Source organism: Brachybacterium sp. SYSU DS0246, assembly GCF_059391765.1.
Genome location: NZ_JBZXYT010000016.1, coordinates 1 through 22,476, shown reverse-complemented (window position 1 = coordinate 22,476; position 22,476 = coordinate 1). Strand labels below are relative to the sequence as shown.

27 protein-coding genes are annotated in these 22,476 nt (G+C 69.0%); 10 read left to right on the top strand and 17 right to left on the bottom strand.

Annotated features, from left to right (window positions below; translation table 11 throughout):
* Positions 1-22: 22 nt before the first annotated feature.
* The 4 genes from AC5020_RS09675 (at position 23) to AC5020_RS09660 (ending at position 3,077) form a co-directional block, all read left to right on the top strand.
* A complete protein-coding gene (locus AC5020_RS09675; RefSeq protein WP_464988130.1) occupies positions 23-484 on the top strand; it encodes a VOC family protein in 462 nt (153 codons plus the stop codon).
* A gap of 185 nt (positions 485-669) precedes the next feature.
* A complete protein-coding gene (locus AC5020_RS09670) occupies positions 670-1,611 on the top strand; it encodes an aldo/keto reductase (protein WP_464988129.1) in 942 nt (313 codons plus the stop codon).
* Positions 1,612-1,730: 119 nt separating this feature from the next.
* A complete protein-coding gene (locus AC5020_RS09665) occupies positions 1,731-2,171 on the top strand; it encodes a hypothetical protein (protein WP_464988128.1) in 441 nt (146 codons plus the stop codon).
* 204 nt (positions 2,172-2,375) lie between these two features.
* Entirely contained in the window at positions 2,376-3,077 is a 702-nt protein-coding gene (locus AC5020_RS09660) for an ABC transporter ATP-binding protein (RefSeq protein WP_464988127.1), read from the top strand.
* A gap of 52 nt (positions 3,078-3,129) precedes the next feature.
* Here AC5020_RS09660 and AC5020_RS09655 read toward each other — a convergent pair whose 3' ends face one another.
* The 7 genes from AC5020_RS09655 to AC5020_RS09625 all read right to left on the bottom strand — a co-directional run bounded on the left by AC5020_RS09655 (position 3,130) and on the right by AC5020_RS09625 (position 10,243).
* Entirely contained in the window at positions 3,130-4,653 is a 1,524-nt protein-coding gene (locus tag AC5020_RS09655; RefSeq protein WP_464988126.1) for an FGGY family carbohydrate kinase, read from the bottom strand.
* Between the two features lie 84 nt (positions 4,654-4,737).
* Positions 4,738-4,944, bottom strand: coding sequence for a putative quinol monooxygenase (locus tag AC5020_RS09650; protein WP_377793126.1), 207 nt, complete (start codon positions 4,942-4,944; stop codon positions 4,738-4,740).
* Positions 4,856-5,983: a hypothetical protein gene (locus tag AC5020_RS09645; protein ID WP_464988125.1), complete on the bottom strand. Its 1,128-nt coding sequence runs from the start codon at positions 5,981-5,983 to the stop codon at positions 4,856-4,858. The genes AC5020_RS09650 and AC5020_RS09645 overlap by 89 nt, the downstream gene beginning before the upstream one ends.
* 3 nt (positions 5,984-5,986) lie before the next feature.
* Positions 5,987-7,330 (bottom strand): acyltransferase family protein, encoded by a 1,344-nt coding sequence (locus AC5020_RS09640; RefSeq protein ID WP_464988124.1) that lies wholly within the window; start codon positions 7,328-7,330, stop codon positions 5,987-5,989.
* A 98-nt stretch (positions 7,331-7,428) separates the two neighbouring features.
* Positions 7,429-8,100 (bottom strand): response regulator, encoded by a 672-nt coding sequence (locus AC5020_RS09635; RefSeq protein ID WP_377018204.1) that lies wholly within the window; start codon positions 8,098-8,100, stop codon positions 7,429-7,431.
* Entirely contained in the window at positions 8,097-9,383 is a 1,287-nt protein-coding gene (locus AC5020_RS09630) for a sensor histidine kinase (RefSeq protein WP_464988123.1), read from the bottom strand. Before AC5020_RS09630 ends, AC5020_RS09635 begins: the two co-directional genes overlap by 4 nt.
* A gap of 107 nt (positions 9,384-9,490) precedes the next feature.
* Positions 9,491-10,243 (bottom strand): DedA family protein, encoded by a 753-nt coding sequence (locus AC5020_RS09625; protein WP_464988122.1) that lies wholly within the window; start codon positions 10,241-10,243, stop codon positions 9,491-9,493.
* Between the two features lie 172 nt (positions 10,244-10,415).
* Between AC5020_RS09625 and AC5020_RS09620 the strand changes: the two genes are divergently transcribed.
* On the top strand, positions 10,416-10,595 hold the full coding sequence (locus tag AC5020_RS09620; protein WP_464988121.1) for a hypothetical protein: 180 nt from the start codon (positions 10,416-10,418) through the stop codon (positions 10,593-10,595).
* Positions 10,596-10,647: 52 nt separating this feature from the next.
* Here AC5020_RS09620 and AC5020_RS09615 read toward each other — a convergent pair whose 3' ends face one another.
* On the bottom strand, positions 10,648-11,436 hold the full coding sequence (locus AC5020_RS09615; protein WP_464988120.1) for an aminoglycoside phosphotransferase/kinase family protein: 789 nt from the start codon (positions 11,434-11,436) through the stop codon (positions 10,648-10,650).
* An 84-nt stretch (positions 11,437-11,520) separates the two neighbouring features.
* The gene (locus AC5020_RS09610) at positions 11,521-12,525 is read right to left on the bottom strand and encodes a phosphotransferase family protein (protein ID WP_464988119.1); all 1,005 of its coding nucleotides are present in this window, start codon (positions 12,523-12,525) and stop codon (positions 11,521-11,523) included.
* 103 nt (positions 12,526-12,628) lie between these two features.
* Between AC5020_RS09610 and AC5020_RS09605 the strand changes: the two genes are divergently transcribed.
* Entirely contained in the window at positions 12,629-13,513 is an 885-nt protein-coding gene (locus AC5020_RS09605) for a sugar phosphate isomerase/epimerase family protein (RefSeq protein ID WP_464988118.1), read from the top strand.
* Positions 13,514-13,601: 88 nt separating this feature from the next.
* Here AC5020_RS09605 and AC5020_RS09600 read toward each other — a convergent pair whose 3' ends face one another.
* The 4 genes from AC5020_RS09600 to AC5020_RS09585 all read right to left on the bottom strand — a co-directional run bounded on the left by AC5020_RS09600 (position 13,602) and on the right by AC5020_RS09585 (position 16,111).
* The gene (locus AC5020_RS09600) at positions 13,602-13,781 is read right to left on the bottom strand and encodes a hypothetical protein (RefSeq protein WP_377793022.1); all 180 of its coding nucleotides are present in this window, start codon (positions 13,779-13,781) and stop codon (positions 13,602-13,604) included.
* Between the two features lie 198 nt (positions 13,782-13,979).
* Complete coding sequence (locus AC5020_RS09595) at positions 13,980-14,471, bottom strand: hypothetical protein (RefSeq protein WP_464988117.1); 492 nt, start codon at positions 14,469-14,471, stop codon at positions 13,980-13,982.
* Positions 14,468-14,884 carry an MFS transporter gene (locus AC5020_RS09590; RefSeq protein ID WP_464988116.1) on the bottom strand — a complete coding sequence of 139 codons (417 nt, stop codon included), beginning with the start codon at positions 14,882-14,884 and terminating at the stop codon, positions 14,468-14,470. The genes AC5020_RS09595 and AC5020_RS09590 overlap by 4 nt, the downstream gene beginning before the upstream one ends.
* Positions 14,885-15,406: 522 nt before the next feature.
* Positions 15,407-16,111 (bottom strand): TetR/AcrR family transcriptional regulator, encoded by a 705-nt coding sequence (locus tag AC5020_RS09585; RefSeq protein WP_464988115.1) that lies wholly within the window; start codon positions 16,109-16,111, stop codon positions 15,407-15,409.
* Positions 16,112-16,812: 701 nt separating this feature from the next.
* On the opposite strand from AC5020_RS09585, the gene AC5020_RS09580 reads away from it, so the two are divergent.
* The 3 genes from AC5020_RS09580 (at position 16,813) to AC5020_RS09570 (ending at position 19,209) form a co-directional block, all read left to right on the top strand.
* Positions 16,813-17,055 (top strand): helix-turn-helix domain-containing protein, encoded by a 243-nt coding sequence (locus AC5020_RS09580; RefSeq protein ID WP_464988166.1) that lies wholly within the window; start codon positions 16,813-16,815, stop codon positions 17,053-17,055.
* A 335-nt stretch (positions 17,056-17,390) separates the two neighbouring features.
* Complete coding sequence (locus AC5020_RS09575; RefSeq protein ID WP_464988114.1) at positions 17,391-18,614, top strand: IS110 family RNA-guided transposase; 1,224 nt, start codon at positions 17,391-17,393, stop codon at positions 18,612-18,614.
* A 70-nt stretch (positions 18,615-18,684) separates the two neighbouring features.
* Positions 18,685-19,209: a hypothetical protein gene (locus tag AC5020_RS09570; protein ID WP_464988113.1), complete on the top strand. Its 525-nt coding sequence runs from the start codon at positions 18,685-18,687 to the stop codon at positions 19,207-19,209.
* Positions 19,210-19,316: 107 nt separating this feature from the next.
* Here AC5020_RS09570 and AC5020_RS09565 read toward each other — a convergent pair whose 3' ends face one another.
* The gene (locus AC5020_RS09565; RefSeq protein WP_464988112.1) at positions 19,317-19,529 is read right to left on the bottom strand and encodes a hypothetical protein; all 213 of its coding nucleotides are present in this window, start codon (positions 19,527-19,529) and stop codon (positions 19,317-19,319) included.
* Positions 19,530-19,676: 147 nt separating this feature from the next.
* On the opposite strand from AC5020_RS09565, the gene AC5020_RS09560 reads away from it, so the two are divergent.
* The gene (locus AC5020_RS09560; protein WP_464988111.1) at positions 19,677-20,141 is read left to right on the top strand and encodes a hypothetical protein; all 465 of its coding nucleotides are present in this window, start codon (positions 19,677-19,679) and stop codon (positions 20,139-20,141) included.
* A gap of 65 nt (positions 20,142-20,206) precedes the next feature.
* On the opposite strand, the gene AC5020_RS09555 is transcribed toward AC5020_RS09560, so the two are convergent.
* Genes AC5020_RS09555 through AC5020_RS09545 form a run of 3 tightly spaced genes read right to left on the bottom strand, consistent with a single transcriptional unit; the run spans position 20,207 to position 21,691 of the window.
* Entirely contained in the window at positions 20,207-20,722 is a 516-nt protein-coding gene (locus AC5020_RS09555; protein WP_464988110.1) for a hypothetical protein, read from the bottom strand.
* The gene (locus AC5020_RS09550; protein WP_464988109.1) at positions 20,719-21,174 is read right to left on the bottom strand and encodes a helix-turn-helix domain-containing protein; all 456 of its coding nucleotides are present in this window, start codon (positions 21,172-21,174) and stop codon (positions 20,719-20,721) included. Before AC5020_RS09550 ends, AC5020_RS09555 begins: the two co-directional genes overlap by 4 nt.
* A gap of 52 nt (positions 21,175-21,226) precedes the next feature.
* The gene (locus tag AC5020_RS09545) at positions 21,227-21,691 is read right to left on the bottom strand and encodes a hypothetical protein (protein WP_464988108.1); all 465 of its coding nucleotides are present in this window, start codon (positions 21,689-21,691) and stop codon (positions 21,227-21,229) included.
* Between the last annotated feature and the right edge of the window lie 785 nt (positions 21,692-22,476).

Genomic DNA, 22,476 nt, shown 5'->3' with positions numbered 1-22,476 from the left:
CACTCGACGACGGAGGCCCGCCATGAGCAGCACCATCCAGATCACGTTCGACGCCCACGATCCTCGCACCCTCTCGACCTTCTGGCGCGACGTGCTGGGGTACGTGCACCCTGCCCCGCCCGGGACGGCTCTCGCGCCGGGTGCTGATCCGCTCGCCGCGTGGGACGAGTTCCTCGAACGAAGTGGCGTCCCCGAGGACCAGCGCAACAGCGCCTCCGCGATCGAGGATGCCGAGGGTGCTGGGCCGCGACTGTTCTTCCAGCAGGTTCCCGAGGACAAGGTCGTCAAGAATCGTGTCCACCTCGACGTGCGCACTGCGAGCGAGCTGCGCGGCGCCGAGCGCATGGAGGCGCTCGAGGAGGAAGCACAGCGGCTGCTCGCCCTCGGCGCCTCGCGGCTCTCCCGCCACGAGCCGGAGCCGCCAATGAGCATCGGCTTCCTCGTCATGGCGGACCCGGAGGGCAACGAGTTCTGCCTCGACTGATCTCGTCGCGTGGTGTCCTGTGAGTCGAGGCGCACCCTGGTGAGGCGAGATGGGCCGAAATCGTCGCCGCGAGCTGACATGTTCGGGCGCCTCATGGCGTTGCACCTCCCGGGGGAGGCGCCCTGACGGCGCCCTCCCGGCCGCAGCCGTCGGCCCCACCGCACCCGTTCCCGAGGAGTTTCCCCATGACACTCATCCCCCGCACCGAGCTCGACGTCTTTCCGCTGAACCTGGGTGGCAACACCTTCGGATGGACCTCGGACCGCGAGACGTCCTTCGCCGTGCTCGACGCCTACGTCGCCGCGGGCGGCAACTTCATCGACACCGCCGATGGGTACTCTGCGTGGGTCGAGGGCAACTCCGGCGGAGAGTCGGAGACGGTTCTGGGGCAGTGGATGGCCGAGCGTGGCAACCGCGACCAGCTGGTGATCGCCACCAAGGTGGGCTCGAAGCCGGACCGCAAGGGCCTGGAGGCCGCGAACGTGGAGGCGGCGCTGACGGAGTCGCTGCAGCGTCTGCAGACCGACGTGATCGACCTGTACTACCTCCACTTCGATGACGAGTCGGTGGCGATCGCCGATCAGGTCCGCACCTTCCACGGGCTCGTCGAGTCCGGCCGCGTGCGTCACATCGCGCTGTCGAACTTCTCCCCGGAGCGCATGCGCGAGTGGTTCGAGACCGCACAGCGCGAGGGCCTGACCGTCCCGGTGGCGATCCAGCCTCAGTACAACCTGCTGCACCGGGCGGACTACGAGAACTCCTACGGGCCGATCGCCCGTGAGTTCGACGTGGCCGTCTTCCCCTACTTCGCGCTGGCCTCCGGTGTGCTCACCGGCAAGTACCGCTCCACGGAGGATCTGGAAGGTCGCGCTCGCAAGGGCATGGCGCAGTCCCTGGTCACCGACGAGAGCCTGGCCGTCGTCGACGCGCTGGAGAAGGTCGCCTCCGCTCACGGCGCGGAGATCACCAGCGTGGCCCTGGCGTGGTTGCTGGCCAAGGGGGTCACGGCGCCGATCGCCTCGGCCTCGACCACCGAGCAGGTGCCGGCCCTGATCGCCGCCGCCTCGCTCGAGCTCTCGGTCGAGGAGGTCGCTGCGCTCGATGAGGTCTCCCGTCCCTTCGCCTGAGTGATCGGCGGGCTGCCCGGGCCGGACCGGCACCGGGCAGCCCGCCGCCCGCAGCACATCCCGCCCCTCATCCAGCCCGCCGGACCAGCACCCTCCCAGAGGCCATCTAGGCTGGATACATGGTTGCCCAGGATCCCTCACGACCGGTTCGCCCCTCCTCCCGCAGGCACCGCACACGCACCCTCGTGATCGTCGCCATCGCGGCAGCGGTGGTCGCCGGAGTCGTCGGGCTCGGCGCCGGCGGGGTCGGCGGGTTCATGCTCTCCTCCGGCTCCGGCGGATCGGGCGGTTCCCGCGCGGAGCAGAACGTCGCCGAGGGGTGCGCAGTCCTCGAGCGCATCGAGAGCGACCTCCCCTTCGACGAATCGGAGTTCAGTCTCGAGACCCCGCAGATATTCGAGATCACCGCCATCGCGAGCTCCTTCATGGCCGCCGGCACGGCCGACCCGGACCGCTCGGACCTCTACGACGCCGGGCAGCGTGTCCAGAACGGTGTGAACACCTTCGACGTCGAGGAGATCAATGCCGCGCTCCAAGCGCTGGGGTCCGAGTGCAGGTGAGCGGCTGGCGGTGGTGACGGGCCGGCCCGAGGGAAGCGCACGCGCGCCGATGCTGCGCCAAGAGACCCGAACTCCCCCAGCCGGCACGGCTACAGTGCCTTCGAGCCCGACGCCCACTGCCGAGAGAGATCGATGCCGCCTTCGACGACCCTGACCGCTTCCGCCGTTCACGCCGGATACCCCGGGGAGAGAGTGCTCGAGGGGGTGGATCTGACGATCAGCTCAGGCGAGGCGCCGTTGGGCCTGCTGGGCCCCTCCGGAGCCGGGAAGACCACGCTGATCGATGTGCTGCGCGGGGAGCTGAAGCCATCGGCCGGGGAAGTCACCTACCAGGGTCGCAGCGTCGGCCGCCTGCGCGGGAAGGATCGCAAGGAGTTCCGCGCCGCCGTGCGCTTCATGTCGCAGTACTCGATGACGATCGCGGATCCACGCGAGACCGTACGGGCCCGCCTGCAGCGTGCGGCCAAGGAGGCCCGCAACGGAGGCCGCACCCACGCCGTCTCCCCCGCCGAGATGCTCGCGACCGTCGGCCTCGAGGACCACGTCCTGGACCGCGCGCTGATCACGCTCTCCGGGGGTGAGAGGCAGCGAGTCGCCCTGGCGACGGCCCTGGCCACCCGTCCCGAGATCCTGGTGCTCGACGAACCGCTGACCGCGGTGGACCCCGGCATGCGCGGCGAGATCGCCGCGACGCTGACCGCTCTGATCCAGCGGCTCGGCGTCGGCACGCTGATCGCCTCGCACGATATCGAGCTCCTCCAGCGCATGTGCCCGCAGGTCGCCTTCCTCGGGCAGGGCCGCATCCTCGCGCGGGGACCGCTCGAGGAGGTCCTGGCCAGCACGGAGCACGAGGACATCCGCGATCTCGCCGCCAGCGTCCCGCAGGCGATCCAGCGCTTCCGCTGACCCTCCGGCGTGAGCCGGGACGCTCCACCGCGGTGGGGCGAGGATCCGGCTGTCACTGCAGCGCGCGCACCTCGGCGACAGCGGTGTAGAGCGCGCGATGGGCCGGTCGCAGCGACGCATGCGCCTCGGCGGCCGACGGATCCGGCTCGATGGTGCGGACGGTCTCCCGGGCCGCCAGCGGGACGATGCCGTGCTCCAGCCCGAGAGCCTCGGCCGCGGCGATGGCGCAGCCCACCAGGGCGGCGTCGTCCTGCTCGAGGGTCCGTACGGGCCGGCCCATGACGTCGGCGAGGATCCGCAGCCACGGCGCGGAGGCCGCTCCCCCGCCGGTCACCGCCAGCGGACGCCGCCCCTCCGCCCCCTCGACGTGCGCGTGGGCGAGGGCGTGGGCGATCCCCTCGAGCACCGCCGCATACATGTCGATCCCGCAGGTGCCCGGTCCCATGCCGATGAGCGCGGCGCGCAAGTCGCCGTCCCGTACGGGGAAACGCTCCCCGAAGAGGGACGGCAGGGCGAGCAGGCCCGTCGGCCCGCGACCGCGCTCGGCCTCACGGCGCTCGAGCATGGCGTCGGCCGTCGCCGCGGATACACCCGACAGAAGGGCTTCGCGCGCCCAGGACGCGGCGGCGCCGGCAGCGAGCAGGGCGGAGATCCGCAGTGTGCCGCCAGCTGCGCGGCGGGTCGCGCCGAGGGCGAGGTGGTGCGATGCGCCCGGGCGCGAGGCGGAGTGGGCGCGGGGCAGCACGGACGCGAGCCACCCGCTGCTGCCGAGGTAGGCGTACTCGTCCCCCGGGTCGAGGCCGACCAGGCCCAGCGTCGTCGCCCCGGCATCACCGGGCGCGAGCACCACGGGAAGACCGGCGGGCAGGCCCAGCAGCTGCTGCGCGTTCGCACCGGTGCGGCCGATGACCTCACCGGCACTCGTGGTGATCGCGGGCAGCAGTGTCTCGTCGATGCCTGCGGCCGCCGCGATCGGCGGCGACCAGGTGCGGCTGCGAGCGTCGAGGAGGCCGGTGGCGGCGGCCGTGGTCGGATCGCACCAGCAGCCCAGACCCAGCAGGTGCGCGAGGTGGCCGGCGGGACCGAAGACGATGCCCCGCGTGCGCTGGACCAGGCCCGAGTCGGTGCGTACCAGGCGGCGGAACATCGCGGCGCAGCTGGTGGCGTCCTGCAGGTTCCCGGTGATCCGGTCCCACGAGGAGACTGCTGCATCCTCGTCCCGGAAAGCCGCGTGCAGTTCGTCGGCCTCCCGAGCGGCACGGGTGTCGCTGTAGAGGATGGCCGGGACGTCGGTGCCGTCGTCCGTCTCGAGCACGAGGTCCTGCATCTGTCCGGTCAGGGACAGCGCTGCGATCGGCGCATCGGGTGAGCCATCGCCCGGCCCGTCGGCCCGGATGGCCGTGATCGCCGCGCGTGCGGAGCGCACCCAGTCCGACGGAGCCTGCTCCGCTCCTCCGCCCGGGGCGGATCGGGTGGGGTACGCGCTGCTCGCCTGCGCCCGGAGGGTGCCCGTCGTGTCGATCAGCGCCGCTTTGGCAGCGGAGGTCCCGAGATCCAGGCACAGGAGGGAGGGCATGCGCTCAGAGTAAGGGGCTGGCCCTTTCGGTGCGGGGCACCCGTCGGCGCACACCGCGTCACCAGTGCCGCGCCGCGGGCTCCCTCACTCGGCTGTCTCGGTAGGCAGCCCGGTGACCTCGTAATCGCGCTTGATGGTCGCTGTCGCCCGGCCCCACGCGTCGTCCTTAACCCGTTCCTGGTGGGCAGCGAACGCGTCGGCGTCACGGAACTGCTCCTGGACGGACCAGATCAGCGGATCGTCCGTCCGCGTGACGTCGAAATACTCGCAGCCCTCCTCGGCGCGGGTCAGTTCGACGTGGCGAGGCAGGTACGCCTCGACGACCCTCGCCTCGTCGACGTCGGCGCAGACGAGGTTCCCGGTGAGCCGGACTGGCGACATGGAGGCTCCCTGTGGTCGATCGTGCGGTGTGCTGAGACCGCCCCCAGGGTGCCATCTCTCGCCGCGCCGGGCGTGGAGGTGCCGTCTCCGCCTCATCCGTGTGCCGCAGCCGGGACAGCCCGAGCACGCCGGCGGCCGAGACGGCTGCGAACAGCAGCAGCCACACCGCGGCGGACGGTGTCAGCGCGCTCTCCCCGAGCACCAGGATCCCGATCGCCGCGGCGGTGATCGTGTCGGTGATGGTGCTGCCGGCGACGACCACAGGGGCAGGAGAGGTCCGGTGGGCGCGTTGGAGGTGCACGTTGGCGAGCCCGGCGCCGACGGCGATCGAGACGAGGGCGACGAGAGTCCCGGGGGCGGCCAGCGTGGCCGCGAGTCCGTCGCGGAGGGCGAGCTCGACCAGCACCTTGACCACGGTCGTGATGCTGGCGAAGAGCATCGCCGCGACGACGAGCCCTGCCAGATGCACCCTCCTGCTGTGCGTGCCGCGTCCGATCCACGCGAGGGCGCCTGCCGTCAGCGCGAACACCGCCTGGATCGTGATGACGTCCGGGAGGCGACTGTCGAGGTCCGATCCGAGCGCCTCGCCCGGATGCGAGGAGAGCACGCCGACGACACCGAGCACTCCGGCCACGCACGCCAGGATCGACACCACGACCGAGCGGGTCAGGACGGTCCGGCCGGTGAGGGCCCCGACGGCGGAGGAGGCCGCCAGAGCGATGATGTTCACCGCCTGCACGGCGCTGACCGGGGCCAGCGAGAGGGCGAGCAGGTTCGTCATCACGGCCGCGGCCAGGAGGCCGGCGCCCAGCAGCCAGCCACGGCTGGTGAGGTAGCTGCGCCACTGCCCGTCCGTGGCATGCACGGCTCGAGATTGCAGCTCGACGCCGGCCGCCAGTAGCAGCGCGCCGACGAGGGCGACGCCCAGTCCGAGCAGAAGGGTCGACATCGCTCAGGCCGCCTTCCCGGCGAATGCCACCGGTCCCCGCGGCTCCCGGAGGCGGGAGAGCGCGAGCACGATCATCACGATCGCGCTGGTCGCCGTCAGGGCGGTGGTGCCGGCCACGAGGGGCACCAGCACGCCGGTGAGGCCGATCAGGACGGCCTGCGCCGCCCGCGAGGCGGAGGTGGTCGGGGCCTGCGGCAGCGGGAGTCGCTCGATGCCGCCGAGCAGCCGGGCCACGCCTGCGGTCAGGACGATGGCCAGAGCGATCCACACCGGCCGCGTCAGCCACCACTCCGCGCTCGAGGGCTCGGGCAGCGACAGCTCTGCGGCGGCGGCGACGAACGCGGTGACGGCGGCCATCCCCAGCAGCACCGTGAGGTTCCACAGGTAGATGGTCATGGCGCGCTCCGTGACGAACGCGGTCAGTGCCGCGACCCGTGGCCGCCTGCTCAGGGCGGTGATCGGCCCGCGCAGGAGCGAGAGCACAGCGATCTGTGCGGCGCCGACGAGCAGCAGGACGGTGGTGGGCGGGTTCATGTTGGCGATGAGATCCGGGGAGAAGATCCCTGCAGTGATCGTGCCGGCTGCCAGGGCGACGGCGACGAGCCCGCCGAGGGCTCGGGTCCGGGGCCGCAGGGCGTCGATGCGCCCGTCGGCGAGGAAGAATCCGGCCTGCTGCAGGGCGAGCCAGACGAAGGCGAGGTTGGCGTAGCCGATGGCCTCGATGCCGGTGGCCAGCCGCAGGGCGTCGATCAGCACGGCGCCGGTGACCAGGCCGGCGAGGGTGGCCAGCGGGGCGCGCTGATGTGCGGCCAGCAGTGCGGGGAGCACCGCTTGGACGGCGAGGAACACCCCCAGGAACCACAGGGGTTGTCCGTAGCGGATGCCGGTCAGCGCGACGAGGTCGGCCGGAACCCCGGCGCTGGTCAGCGCCGCCAGCGCGAATCCGGCGACGGCGATCGTCACCACGGCCGGGACCAGCAGCCGGTGGACGCGTCCCACCACGAAGCCGGTCGCGGTTCCGCCTCGCTCGCGCATCCGCCGGTACCCGTGCATCCCGGCGAAGCCGCCGATCACGAAGAAGATCGGCATCACCTGAAGAAGCCACGTCAGCGGCGGGTACCAGGCGGCGCCCACCGTGGCGTACTCCAGGACCGGCCCGGCCGGTGCCAGCGTGACGCCCACCTGGAGCGAGTGCAGCACGACGATGACGAGCACGCAGATCGCCCGCACGAGGTCGATGCCGGCGTCGCGTCCCCAGGCTCGCCCTGCCGGGCGATGCGGGGCAGTGCGGGATGGGGCGGTGCGGGATGGGGCGGTGCGGGATTGCGGCGCCGGGGCGATGGCCATGGGTTCTCCTCCTGGGGTGACGCCAGGAGGCTATGGACGCGGCCTCGTCCAGGACATCGCTCGCGGGTGCCCTGGCGACCCCCTACCGGGGAGTGATCTCAGGAGGTGGGCTCGACCAGGCGGCTGTCGTAGGCGAAGATCACGGCCTGGACGCGGTCGCGGGCACCGATCTTGGTGAGGATCCTGCCCACGTGCGTCTTGACCGTGTGCTCGGAGAGGAACAGGTCGGCGGCGATCTCCCCGTTCGAGCGTCCCTGCCCCATCAGCAGCAGCACGTCCCGCTCGCGCTCGGTGAGCTTCGCCAGCAGCCCCGCGGCGCGAGGCGGCTGCGGCTTCTGGGCGGCGAACTGGGCGATCATCTTCCGGGTGATGCCCGGGGAGAGCAGCGCGTCGCCGGCGGCGACGACGCGCACCGCATGGACGAGCTCCTCGGGCGGGGCGTCCTTGAGCAGGAACCCGCTGGCCCCGGCCTGCAGGGCGTCGTAGACGTAGTCATCGATGTCGAAGGTGGTCAGCATGAGGATCCGCGGCACCTTCGCCGCCGGGAAGCCCGGTCCCAGGATCTGCCGGGTCGCCTCGATGCCGTTCAGCTCCGGCATCCGCACGTCCATGACGATCACGTCCGGGCTCAGCCGGGCGGCGAGCGCAAGAGCTTCCTTGCCGGTGGTGGCCTGGCCCGCGACCCGGATCCCGTCGTGGGCGTCCAGGAGCGCGGCGAATCCCGCGCGGACCATCGCGGCGTCGTCGACGATCAGGACGTCGATGCTCATTCCGGCCTCCCGTCCCGATCATCGAACGGCAGCACCGCGGAGACGGTCCATCCTCCCGAGGGGTCGGGTCCCACGGCGAGGCTGCCTCCCAGCAGCGAGACCCGCTCCTGCATGCCGCGCAGTCCGTGGCCGCTGCCCGAGGTGGCAGCGACGGTGCCGTCGAGGCCCGCGATGGAGGGCGACCGGCGAGCGCCGGGCTGGGTGGCGTCGCCCTCGGCAACCTCGTCATTGTGCACGCGGAGCGCGACGGCGGAGCCCTCGGTGCCGACGCTCAGGTCGATCGGAGCGCCGGGCGCGTGGCGCACGGCGTTGCTGAGGGCTTCCTGGGTGATGCGGAAGGCGGCGATGTGCAGGCTGGGCGGCAATCCGTCGGGCGGCGGCGAGAAGGAGAACTCGACCTCGCCGCCGGTGCGGCGGATGCCCTCGACCAGGGCCGGGATATCGGCGATCGATTGCTGCGGTGCCAGTTCGGTGGCGTCATCCTCGGTGCGCAGCACGCCGAGTAGGCGCCGCATCTCGGTCAGGGAGTTGCGGGCCGTCTGGGAGATCTCCTCGAACTCCGCGGTGGCCTCCGGCGCGAGATCCGGGATCCGGTAGCGGGCGGTGGAGGCCTGGACCTGGATCAGCGAGGTGCTGTGGGCGACCACGTCGTGCAGCTCCCGGGCGATCCGGGTGCGCTCCTCGACCAGGATGCGCCGTGCCTGCTCCGATGCCGTGAGCTCCCGTTCCCGGTTCAGCTCCTCGCCCACGCGGATCCTGCCGGCCAGCAGCACCGCCACCAGCAGCGCGGCGCCGGTGATCGAGGCCGTCACGATGAGGTTCGGGCCGGCCGTGCTCGCGGGGACGGCGGGCACGATCATCGGCAGGGCGAGGGAGGCGGCCATGGGCGCGGCCCAGGACACCAGACCGATGCGCCACCCGTGGACGGTGGCGATCACCAGGACGAACACCGTGAAGGTGATCATCGCCGGCACCGACCAGGGCCACGGCCAGGACTGGTCCCGGCTCGCTGCCGTCACCAGGGGCAGCACCAGGGCGGCCACGCCGAAGACGACGGCTGCCGCTCGGGGTCTGCTGAGTGCGATCAGCGGTGCGCTGCACAGGGCGGCCCCGAGCGGGATGGCCACGGGCACGGGCGTGCCGTAGTAGGTCGAGTGGATCGGCACGAGCACCGAGAACAGCGTCACGGTGAGGACCATGAGCGCGGCCAGCGGCACCATGCGCATCCGTCGCGCCCGTCTGGTCGAGCGCGGGAGATCGCCGGGGAAATCGGTGTGGTCCACACTCCGACGCTAGCCCGCAGCGCATCCCGGCACATCACTCTCACGTACCACGCACAGGCCCTACCTGGGAGGGTGGCTGTCGGCGCCGATGCGCCCGTCTCGGCGGGTCAGAGCGCCGCAGGGCAGGGCACGACGGGCCCGAGGGCCGCCGGGGTCTTCCGCTCCCGCGGCGGTGATGACTCCTGCGGTGCGCCCGTCTCGGCCACGCGGTCCGGGACTGCATGGCCGGCCGGGAGCAGGGCAGGTGTGATCCGTGCCCGTGCCGACGCGCGTCCTCGGGCCGTCCTGACCCGGTCGACGACGAGGCCGATCACGCCGGCCACCACGACTCCGATGACCGCACTGAGCAGCGGCTGGTCACCGAGCCACTGCCCGGCGACCACGCCGATGACCGTGCTGTACAGCGACCACATCAAGCCGGCGGCGACGCTGAGTGCCGCGAACCGGGGCCACGGATAGCGCAGGACACCCGCGCTGATGTTCACGGCGACCCGGCCGACGGGGATGAACCGGGCGGAGAGGATGAACGGCGCCCCACGCTGCTCGAGGGACTGCTGGGCGCGGGCCAGGGCCGAGGAGAATCGCCGCCCCTGCATCCAGCGCGGCATCCGGTCCCCCAGCGTGCGGCCGAGCAGGTAGGCGATGTTGTCCCCGATGATCGCGCCCGCCGCGGCGATCAGGCCCAGCAGCACGATGGTGACCGGATCCCCGGTGGCCGCGGCGGTCGCGACGGCCGCCACCAGCACGGTCTCGCTGGGAATCGGCGGGAAGAACCCGTCGATCACGGAGGAGACGAACATGACCAGGAGCAGCCATGGCGATTCGGCCGCCTGCAGGATGAAGTCGTTGATCTGTTCCACACCTCGACGCTAGATCCGCGGACTCGCCCGCACATCGCTCGGCGGACCGATTGCCATCGCTCCACGGGGCGACGCGCGAGAGCGCGTGAGCTCGACCCCGCTGCGGCTGCCCGTCTCGGCGTCATGGGATGATCACGTCCATGACGATCGCTCCCCGCGCCGAGGCCGCCCTGTGAGAGCACTCGGCTTCGTCCTGGTCGTCGTGGCCGCCGTTCTGCTTGTATCGAGCATGGCGTCGATCTACGCCACCACCATGACGGTTCGTCGCAGCACGCTCTCCCCCTGGGCGGTGGTGCTGGGCGCAGCTGCGGTCACGGTCGGCGCCATAGGCGGTGTTCTCCTGCTGCTCTGAGCGGGTCGCCGCCACTGCCGGCGACCCACTCCCACGCGCACCGACGTCGCTGTCACAGACCCAGCAGGTGCAGGATCTCGGCGCGGTGCCGAATGATCCACGCTGCGCTGCGAGAGCGCCAGGCCAGCCGCCACTGCGCCGACTCGTCCGTCGAGGGGCGATTCGGAGAGATCCCGAGACGGGTCGCCTCGTACGCCGTATCCCGGATCGCGTAGTCGCTCATACCCTGCACGACAGCCGGCCACAGCTCCCGCTGAAGCCCGTAGCCACTGAGAAACGCCGACATCAGGTCGACCTTCTCCTCGATCCCGGTGCGCGGAGCGACCACATCGACATCGGGGTCGTGGAAGCGCATGTTCAACCAGCACGTGGCTGCGACCTCGTCGAGTCTCACGATCGGGCCTGCGAACTCCCAGTCGATGAGCGAGACCGCTCCTGACGGGGTCGTCAGGACGTTCCACGGTCCCGTGTCCCCGTGGCCGATCACGACCTCGCTGAGGAACGTTCTCTCGCCGAAGGTGCCCGCTCCCGTGGCGCGGAACTCGAACGGTTGCCATGCGTCGTGAGGCGATGTTCCGAATTGGGCGCCGGCATCGTGGATCGAGCGGAGCAGGCGGCCGAGTGACTCCGACTGGTCGCGACCGAGCATCACATCCACCACCGTGGTCCCTTCCACGAAGCTCACCTCGTCACGATCAGGCGATCCGGCCGGCAGCGGAACCGGGAGGCCACCGACTCCGGTGTTCGCGAGATGAGTGAGCAGCCGGTGGACCGTCGTGGTCCACTCGCGACGCTCGCGGGACACGCTCGTCGAGGTCACCGAGACGCACTCGTCGGCCACAGGAACTCCATTCGTTCGGGGCAAGAACGCCTCGTGGCGGCCTGGTCGCAAGCCTCGGTGATCGGCGAGCGACCGACAAGCTTTTTATGTCTGCCGGATCAGCCCATCGAGATGATTACGGCCCGAGAGCAGACGCGCGATGCGGTCCTGCGCTGCGGCGCGTTCGCCGGGGTCCGGATGGTGCGCCAGGAGCGCGAGCTCCATGTACATGTCGTAGAAATTCAACCGCTCCCGCAGATGCTCGCGCTCGAACAGTTCCGGATACGCGCCGCGCAGCCATCCGGGGACTTCTGCCAGTGAGGGCCTCTCGAGCCCGGAACCACCGGGCACGGGCGGGTACTCTCCCGGCCTCGCGCACCATCGCAGAATGGTGTCGAGCTCGGCATCCGCCGGTTGAGCCAGCGCCTCGGCGAAGTCGATCAGCCCGGTGACGCGACCGTCGTCGACCATCACGTTGGATCCGTGGAGATCACCGTGGACGAGGGCGGGCTCGTCGACGACGAACAGGGCCAGGCGTTCCTCGAGCCACTCCGCCACGTCAGCGAGCAGGCGCAGGTCGCGACCAGGGCGTTGCTGAGCCGAGCCGACCAGCTGGAGTGCCGCTCCCACGACGGGTGGGTGGTAGGCGTTCCAGAGCCCGCCGGCGAGTGCGTCGGCCAACCAGGGCGGCAGCAGATCGGCCGGGGCAGGAATGCGGTGCAGTGCACGAAGCGCGGCACCGAGGCTCTCGATGATCTCCTGGCGCGTGTGCGGTTCCGCCTCCGGCCAGACATCATGCAGAGTGCGGCCGGGCAGACGTTCGGAGACATACCACTGTCCGTCCGGGCCATCGCCGTGCGCGATGTGTCGAGCGTGCGGGACCCCGCTGCCGGTGAGCAGGCCGGCGATTGCGGCCTCGTGCCGATACGCGTCACGGAACGGACCGTTGCTCAGCCGGACGACGTAGTCGTCGCCGACCCACGCGCGACTGACCCACCCGGCCTTGAGAGAGAAGCGTCCTGTCGTCGGCAGACCGGCCGCCTCCAGCGTTCTCAGCAGCGCTGGATCGGCGGCCGGCTCGCCGAGGGACGATGTGGAGTGGTCGCGCACCTGCTGAGCCTTGCATAGAACGGGATCTCTGCGGGGGCCGGCGTCCGGTCGCCGACGCCGGGTACCGGCATGGCGAGCACGGGGTGCCGATACATTGGCGCGTATGAGCACCGCTGCCCAGAACACTGCCCCTGCCGATACCCCGGCCGACGCATCCCGCGCTCCGGAAACACCGATGGCCGTGCACGCCTGGTCGCTGCACCGCACCCTCGGCGGATTCATCGCCGAGCACGCGAATCCGCCGGGTTCCTCTGCCATGACGCCGACGGCCGCTGCACCCGGCGCCATAGACATGCTGGACCTGCCGCGCGAGCTTGCCGCCCACGGAGTCGGCACCGTGCAGCTGTGCCATTTCCACCTGCCCCACCGCGACCGCTTCTACCTCGAAGAGCTACGCGCAGCGCTCGCCGATGCCGACGTCGTCCTCGATGCCCTGCTGGTCGACTCCGGCGACCCCGTCCACCCCACCGACGCCGACGCCCACGAGGCCTGGATCGCCGGCTGGCTGGAGGATGCCGCCGTCCTCGGCGCGAAGCGAGGCCGCGTGTGCGCGGGAGAGTCCTCCCCCACGCCCGAGCTCATCGCCGCAAGCGGCGAGCGCCTGGCCCGGCTGGCTGCCGGCTCCCCGGTGCGAGTGGTCACTGAGAACTGGAAGGACCTGCTGGCCTCGGCCGACGACGTCCACGCGCTGCTGGACGCCGCAGACGGGTCGATCGGTCTGCTGGTGGATCTGGACAACTGGAAGATGCCCGATCGCGAGGCGCAGCTGGCGAGCATCGGCGGCCTCGCCGAGACCTCCCACGCCAAGTGCCCCACCACCGCTGAAGGCGCCCTGGATACTGAGGATTACCGCCGCGTGCTGCAGGCGGTGCTCGGCGCCGGCTACGACGGACCGCTGTGCCTGGTCTACGCCGGCGCGGACGACGACGAGTGGGCGGGCCTGGCCGCGTGCCAGCAGGTGGTCGACTCTGTGCGCGCGACGCGCTGACGCCGACCGCCGAGCTCGACGCTGCTGGCTGCATGACTGCGCCCCCGATACGACCTTCCCGGGTCGGATCAGGGGCGCGTGCCTGTGTTCACTGGCGGTCGAGGTATTTCCTGGCGCTCTGCTGTGCCTGGTCGATCTTCGCGCTGTGACGCGGCGACGCGCGCCGCGCGGTGTCGGCGACCGTGTCCGTGGCACGCGTGGCTGCCTGGCGGCCCTTCTCGCTGCGCAGGGCAGTTCGTGCGGAGTGGAGGAGTCGACTCAGCTTCATCCCTTGATGCCACCATCTGGTGCTGTGCGCGGCCTGGCAACACCGTCGGTATCCCCTGCATCATGACGCCCCTGCCCTCTCCTATCCGCTCGGCGGGCAGATGGTTTCCTGCTGTGAGCGCGAAGGTGCCGCGCGTGGTGGACCGTGGCAGGACTGGACCACCGAAGTCGCAACCGTCCGCACGACCGGACAAGACTGTTAGACCGCCTCCGTCGTCTTGCGGGGCTCAGGCGCCGTGGCGCGCATGCCCCACGCAGCCACCAGCAGCGCGGCGAGGATGAGAGCGGCGGGGGTGGCGTAGCTCAGGCCGACGGTGGCGGCGAGCTGATCGAGAAGACCGGCGCGCTCGGCGGGGTCGAGAGCGACCATCGCGGCGAGTCCGCCGTGCCCGCCGGCATCCAGGCCCTCGACGCGGAGATCGACGAGCAGAGTGATGGTGGAGGCGACCAGCGCAGTGCCCAACGCGTTGCCGAGCTGGGACAACAACATCAGCAAGGTGGTGGCCTGCGGCAGCTCGGGCCCGTCGAGCCTGCTGGTCGCAGCGACCGTGGTGGGCATCAAGGTGGCACCGGACCCGATGCCCACCAAGATGCTCAGCGCACCGATGACCAGATACGACGCATCGAGGCTGAGTGCGAGCCCGAGGCTGAGGGCTCCTAGGAGGGCCGTGGCGGTACCGGTGACGATCACCTGACGATCACCCGGCGGGGATCGATCCGATCGATGAGACGTGTAGCGACCTGCAGAGTGAGCCCCACGACCAGGCCGGTGGGCACAGCCAGGACGCCGGCGACCGAGACCGGATCTCCGCGCACGCCTTGGACGAACGCGGGGATGATGGCTGCGGCTCCGAAGTAGCCGCCGGCGAAGCACGACCCGATCACCGCGCCGGCCGCGATCTCGCGACGGGCCAGCAGTCGCACGTGCAGAAGCGGATGAGCAATGCGCACACTACGGCGCGCGAACCAGGCCAGCAGCACGACGCCGGCCAGGACCGTCACGCCGGTGCCCAGCGTGAGGCGACCGGATTCGCCGATCGAGGTGCAGGCGAGCACGAGTCCGACGCAGCCGCTGATCACCAGCACCAGCCCGGGCCAGTCCACGTGCCCGTGGTCATCGCTGCGCTAGGCCCACGGGCGCCGCGCGGACCGCGACGGCGTCATGGACGGACTGGACACCCCCGATGGCGACGCCTGAGTGGGCCGAGGGGCTGGACTGGCAGTGCCGCGACTGCACCGCCACGTACCCCTCGATGTGGGCCCGCGACATGTGCGAGCGGGAGCACGCCGAAGACGACCGCGCGGTCCGCCGCCCCAGTAACAGTTCATGCGGGCAGTAGTGTGATCACGGATCTCCTTCCGAGTGAAGCCCCGGAAGGAAGTCTTACGGGTATAGTCCCCGCCTGTCTTGTCCACTGTTCAAGGCAGGCGGGGGCGCTCTTGTGTTCAGTAGGGGGCGCCGTCTCTTCTAACCGGTTGGTCGCGAGAACTCGACTCCCTCGCGGGTCGCTTCGTACTGTGCAACCGGGTCGCACCTCTCAAGACGAGGGAGGCTCCCGCAGACCCGCAATGCCCCATCCTCACGGCCGGAGGATGGGGCGCCTTCTTTCGTGGGGGCGGGGGCCCTTAGCTGCCGTCGTCCTGTGGGCCGCGTGCAAGGAACGCTCCGAGGAGCTTGTCGAGGTCGGTGAGCGGGCTGTCGCCGTAGCGCTCACCCCGCATCGCTCGCACGGTCTTCTCACGAACGGCGTGCCCGAGTATGAGATCCATCAGAGCGAGACTGGCGAATGCAGGATCAATGCCCTCCCGCAGCAGGCCGCGCTCGGCGAACAACGTGAAGCACTCCTCGAGGACATGCTCGTGGACCAGACGTAGACGGGCCATACGAAACCGTCCCGGGTGCTCCTCGCTGACAGCATCCGTGTAGAGCATCGCCAGCAGCTGCATCGAATGGCACCTCGGGTCCCAGACCTCTACCAGGCCACGCCGGAACGCGGGAACATCGACGCTCAAAGCATCAATACGGGCGAGCGCTTCTTGCACCTCAGCTTCGAGACGCTCAATCACACTCTCAAGCAAAACCGTCTTCGATTCGAAGTGGTGCAGCATGCCGGGATGCGAGATGCCGATATGCGACGAGATGCTCCGCAGACTCGCACCGTGGTACCCGTACTCCGCGAACATCCTCGCCGCCCCGTCAAGGATCCCGTCGCGCCTTGTGACCCGACCCCCGCGCGGTGCACTACTCGCCGTCAGCTCCGGTGAACTCTGGGGGACCGATTCCGGGGCCGCTGCGCATTCGGTGCCTGACACCGGATTTATTGTGCTCATGCCCCATTGTCTCCCACCGCATCTCCGCGCCTGAGTCGAACACGTGTGCGGACGTTGTGGTTGACCACCGGTGGATATCGGTGATACGGACTCGTCTGTAGTGTGGGACTGCGGCTCCCCGTCTCTCCACCACCCTTGACGAGGAGCCGCTTGAGAAACCCTCACTCTCCTGCCCCCTCGGGAGAGTGAGGGTTTCCTCTAGAGAGAGGGCAGCGTCACCGACCCTGACCACTCGTTCAGGCGCACAGCCGCCCATCGGCCTATGCTCAGGAGTCTGCGTTCTCCCGCACGCTCGCGCCGGGAGTACCAGTCCCTGGGAAGGGGAAGCCCTCATCCTTCTACGGCGGGATGGGGGCGCTTCCATGCCCAGCTACAACCCTCACCTCTTCCCTAGCAGAAGGAGCCCGCATCCATGCCGAACCACCGGTTCGAGATCGCCGGAGAGACATACGGTGTCGCTGCGAAGGATGTCCGCCCGCTCGAGGACGACATCCTGAACGCGATGCGCGCAGGCGGAGGATGGGTGACCGTCAGACGAGCACGGGGCGTAGACGTCCGCGTCCTGGTCTCCCCGGCAACTCCGGCGCGACAGGTCGAGATCACCACGGCCCAGCAGACCGCTAAACGCGACTCGTGACTCGCGGTCCCTGCACCCCGCTACGAAGCCGAACACCGTGCAAGAGCCACTCGACCTCCCCGAAATGCTGACACCACGCCAGGTCGCGGACATCCTCCACGTGGCCCCCAAGACGGTCGCAGCTTGGGCCCACGCTGGCCGGCTGCCGTACCTCCGGACCGCCGGTGGTCATCGAAGGTATCCGCGCGCCGGCGTGCTGCTACTCATGCGCGAGATCCCGCAGGCACGCACGCGGCCACCGAAGTTCTGGCCGCAGGAGCGCCGCCGGTTGCCGGGCGCGCTCGATTCGAACGATCGCGCAGACTAGACAGCGAGCGGCCGCGTAGCGGTCGATACGAGTAGGGTGCGGGGGCGGCTCGCTTGCCCCCCTCTATGGCGAGCCGCCCTCCGGGAAGCCCCCGCTCTCCGCCCGTTACCTTGTGAGCACCCCCCCAATCGCCGGGGGTCTGGTCGCTCGGCCGGGTATGGCTCTGTTGCCCTGCCATTGATGGTCCGGGGGGTGTTGCCGCCTGGTCGAGAGACACGCGTTGACCGCTGATAGGGACACGGCCCACCGCTTGGTGAGGTCTCTTCGTAACGTGGGTGCCGGCACCGGGTGTCGAGACTGCGAGCAGCAACGATGCTCCAGGGAAGGACAGCATCATGGAACCGAGATACGCGGTCGTGGTCGGCTTGGACGTGGGAAAGAGCGAGCATCACGCATGCGCTCTGGATCCCCATGGGAATCGGCTGTTCGACAAGCCGCTCCCGCAGGACGAGACCCAGCTCCGAGAGCTGTTCACCAGCCTGCAGGAACACGGCAGAGTGCTGATGGTCGTGGACCAGCCCAACACCATCGGAGCTCTCGCGATCGCTGTCGCCCGAGACGCTGGCTGCGCCGTCGCCTACCTGCCAGGGCTGGCGATGCGGAAGGCTGCAGATCTGTATCCGGGCAGGTCGAAGACCGATGCGCGCGACGCGTTCATCATCGCCGATACCGCCCGCACGATGCCCCACACCCTGCGCCAGGTCGACCGCGACAGCGAGGTCCTCTCGGCCCTGAAGGTCCTCGCGGGCTTCGATGAGGACCTCGCGCATGAGACCACCAGGGCACTGAACCGGATCCGGTCTCTGCTCACCCAGATCCATCCCGCCCTCGAGCGGGTCTTCGCCGGCGGCAGCCTCTCCACCGGGATCGTCCTGGACCTGCTGGAGAAGTTCGGCGGCCCCACCGGGCTCACGAGTACAGGCCGAGGCAGAGTGCTGCGGTTCGCCCGTTCCCACTCCCGACGCGACCCTGAAGCACTGGTCGATCGAATCTTCGCGGCCCTGGATGAGCAGAGCGTGGTCGTGCCAGCGACCGCGGCGGTGGAGCTTGTGATTCCGAGAGTCGCTGGTCAGGTCAAGGAGCTCAAAGAGCAGCGGGCGACCGTGGCTCGGGAGGTCGAGGCCATGCTGGAGGACTTCCCTCTCGCCTCGGTCTTGATGAGCATGCCGGGGATCGGCATCAAGACCGCCGCCCAGATCCTCCTGAACATCGGCGACGGCACCGCTTTCGAGACACCCGGCCACCTCGCGGCCTATGCCGGCATTGCACCCGTGACCAGGCGCTCGGGAACCTCGATCCGTGGCGAGTTCCCCGCGCGTTCAGGGAACAAGCGGCTGAAGAACGCGCTGTTCTACTCCGCCTGGGTCGCCTCGAACCACGACCCCGTCTCGAAGGCCTACTACGATCGCAAACGCGCCGAAGGCAAACGCCACAACGCCGCCGTGATCTGCCTGGCCAGACGCCGCTGCAACGTCCTCTTCGCGATGCTCCGCGACGGCACCTACTACCAGCCACCCACCATCGTTCCCACGCCCGAGCCGGCCGCCCTCGCGGCTTGACTCAAAACATAGGGACACCCCCCCAACGGGAGAGCGGGGGTGTCCTGCTGCGTGGAGCTATGATCGAGTCATGGATCCCGCACTCGCAGGGGCACTGATGATGCTGCTCGTCTGGGCAATCGTCGCGCTCGGTGCCGTGCTGCTACTAATCGAGGCGTACTGGCTGACCCGAGACGTGATCGCCCCGCGCCTCGCCACAGCGAAAGGCAGCCTCTTGTGTCGCCGCGCAGCCGTTCCTGCAGTAGCGGCCGCGTTCGTTGCAACTCTCGCGGCCTGCGGTGCGCCATCGGAACCCGCTGAGCCCGACGTCCAGGACGGCACCAGGAGTCTTGAACAGGACATCACTGACGCCGGGGCGGATTGCGCCTGGGAGAACGATCCCCGCACTGAGTACACGTACGCGTCCTGCGGAGACAAGATCATCGTCATCGTCACCGACGACCGCGACGTCCTCGATGACCAAGAAGATGACTTCCGGGACGAGCTGGACTACGGGTACGTGGTGCGCTCAAGCGAAGCGCTTGGGGTGACCGGAGATGTCGAGGCATCCCTGGCACTTGCTGAAGCTCTCGAAGCCGAAGCCGAGATCGTGTGAGGCACTGACTCTTCGCCGGAAGCGCCCACGCGTGCATGGCTGCGCCCCCACTCTCCTTTGGGAGGGTGGGGGCGCATTCGTCTTCCCCGGCACCTTGACGGATCAGGTCAGCTGCGTGTCGCGATGCGGTGGACCCTCACGGGCCCGACGTCCATCGACTCTCCGACTTCCATCCGGTCCAGGCACCAACGCATATGCCAGTGCGGCTCCCGGTCTGGGTTCGCGAAGCCCTCCTCGAGCAGGTAGTCCGTTGCGGGTCCCGTCGAGGGGAACTCGACCTCTCCGTCCGGCGTATCCACGACAAACTCTGCGGTGCTCATGCCTGTCCTACTTCCACTCGTCGCGCTTTCGGAACGGTCGAGGCTATAGCACGACACGTCTCGCACAAGATCGGCCCCCACCTACCTGGCCTACTGGCCGGGAGGGTGGGGGCGCTTCTGGCGTAGGCCAGCATCTACAGTTCAACCATGGTGATCGTCGGGACATGGTTGGTGATGACCGGATCGGCGCTTGCGCTCGCGCAGGCGGTCGTGGCGATCTTGTTAATAGGGCTGAGACGGACGAAGCTGCTTAGGGAGCGAGCGGACTCCTCAGCAAGAGAGGAACGCCTCGCACAACTCGTCGACGAGATTCGGCAACGGTGGGGAGATAAGGCGGCGGACGAGTCCAACTTCCGTGAGCACCCTGAATATCGAGCGTCCGCCGAGCTGGATGCGAAGCTGGCGCTACGCGACCGCTTGATTAAGCAGCGGGGTGACGACGATTGGGTTCACACGTGGAACTACTTCGGGCGTCAGAACACGCACAAGCACCGCGAACTGCGGGAGGCGGAGCAGGAGTGGGGACGGGTCTGGACGTTCGGAGTTATCGGGCTCGTCGGTGCCGTGATGAGCCTGGTCGGAGGGGTTCTCCTGGCCGTCGCAACAACGTAGGCCCCACCCGGACCGTACACAGCGCCCCCACTCTCCTACGGGAGGGTGTGGGCGCTTTCGTGCGTTCAGCCTGCTTCTTCGTCGACGACGGTTTCGTCAGGAGGGATAGGCGTGACCATCGGGACGATTGTCGGATCAGACCCTATGCTCAGAAGGAGCCGACGAGCTTCAGAAGCGGCGACGTCGTACAGTGCGTGAGTTGCCCAGGGCGCCAGCGACCGTGTTCGCGTCGTCACCTCATCCTCGGTGAGAACGCCCGCGAACTCCTTCAGTGCAATAGACGCGCTCACCGACACGCCAACAGCGACACCGTCCATCCGCACAAAGAGGTCACCTAAGAGTGCCATCGGTGGGAACTCCTGACCGGTTGCGATTCCCGAGATCGACCAGTCCAAGCCGTCTTTCGACTCCTCGTCGCCGGAGACGGTAACCGAAACGCTCGGAGCAACCATCGAGCGACCTAATTGGAGGGACCCGATAGCCACTTCAGGAGCTCCCGGCGGGAACATCCGCTCCAACGCTCGCCGCGCGTCCTCACTCCCGGAACGACCATGCTCTTCAGGCGAGGGCTCGTCGTTCATACATGAGCTCCCATCCGGACAGCACGCTGGCGCACTGCTTGCCGCGCAGCGCCTGAGTTCCATTCCTCGACACGAGCAGGCCGGTCGCGCAACTCGCGTGTGACTGCATCGGCGGTTCGCGTAGTGGCGATTCCGGATCCTGCGAAGTGAGTTAGATCCTCAGATCCCTCAGTCATCCCGCTTGAATCAAGCTGGTGTCGGATCATCGCGCCAAGCGCACGAGCGTAGCGGCGTACGGTCGACATCCGAGGGTCATTTCCGATGCGCTCGAACTCGCTGATCGTCGCCTGTGACACGCCGATCCGGTCGGCGAGTTCGCTCTGAGTAAGGCCGTGGCTCTTGCGTACGGCGACGAGGTCCGCGAGGAGCTTGCGGTCCTCGCGGGCCAGATGAAGAGCAAGCTGAGCAGAAGGAGACTCGAACAGCTCATCGAAGGGGTCGACGTCGTTCATAGGGTTGATCCTATACCTCTCCGCTCGAGGAGCAACCGCGGGATGGGGTGACTCACCCGATGAGGCCCCACCCGGTGGCGTATCCACTGGCCCAGCGCCGGCTGGCGACATCAATCTCGTCGTTCTGCATCTGATCGATCTCGTCCTGAGAGTCACCAATGGCCTTCTGATGGGCACGCAGGGCCACCAGGTAGCCGGGCAACCTAGGGTCCTCAGTCTCATAGATCCGCACGCGCAAGCCCCAGGTCCGGAAGCTGAGCTTGAGCTCGAACAAGTTGCGGTCGCGTGCGACTGGCTCGACCTGCCCGGGAGCCGTTGCGCAGCAGCGTTCGATCGTCTCGATAGACGCTTTGATGTCTGCCATCACGTCAATGAAGTGGAGGGGGTCCACCACCCCGCGGATCGACTCCGCGAACTCCCGCATGACGATCCGGTCGTCATCGTCGATCGCTGCCCAGTGAAGGCGCTGGGGAGCCCAGGACTCGTCCTGGCAGCGCGATATCCGAAGCTGGCTCATGGCGGAACCATAGCCCGGAGAGCCTCGTTGCACCCTTGTTATCCGCACTCATGCATCGGCCCGGCACCGACCTGCCCCGGGCACCCGACCGCGACACGATGCCCGCAGTCGACGCAGATCCATGTCCGGTGCCCACCCGTCATCGGCCCACCGCCACAGCCGCACGACGTCCACCCGACGACGTGACGGGTGCTGCCGCATTCGCAGGCCGACGGTCGCGGCTCGACCCAGCCGCGCGAGGTCTTCGTCAGCCAGGGGTGCATGGCGCCGAGTATGCCGCGCGGGTGAGACCCACGACGGGACTGCGGTATGACCCATCTATGACTGGCCCCGGTTTGGACACTATGGGGACACCTATGGGGACACCTGGGAGATCTGTGGATCGCACAATATGCCCCTCACCTGGTGGGCCCGGAGGGGATCGAACCCTCGACCCGCGGATTAAAAGTCCGTCCGGACAAGCGAAGTTGACCAGGTCCCTGCAGGTCAGAGCATCAACCCGGTTCGGCTCACCCCGGTGGACACCATCGCGTTGCTGTCAGCGTTGCTGTCACCTCGGACGCGCCTCTCCGTTCAACACACAGAGCGTGCAACCGTCACAGTGCGCAAACCAGCGCCTCCGCCGCGCAGCTTCAGGTCTCACTAGAGGAGCGCACGCACCTGAGTTGGACCTCTTGAGCGAGGATCTGGTGGTTCAGCTGGTGTTCGTGCTGGTGAGGGGCTCGCGGTTGGCCGGGGTGACACACTAATGGGATGGTGTTTCTGCGGAAGGTGAGGACGGCGTC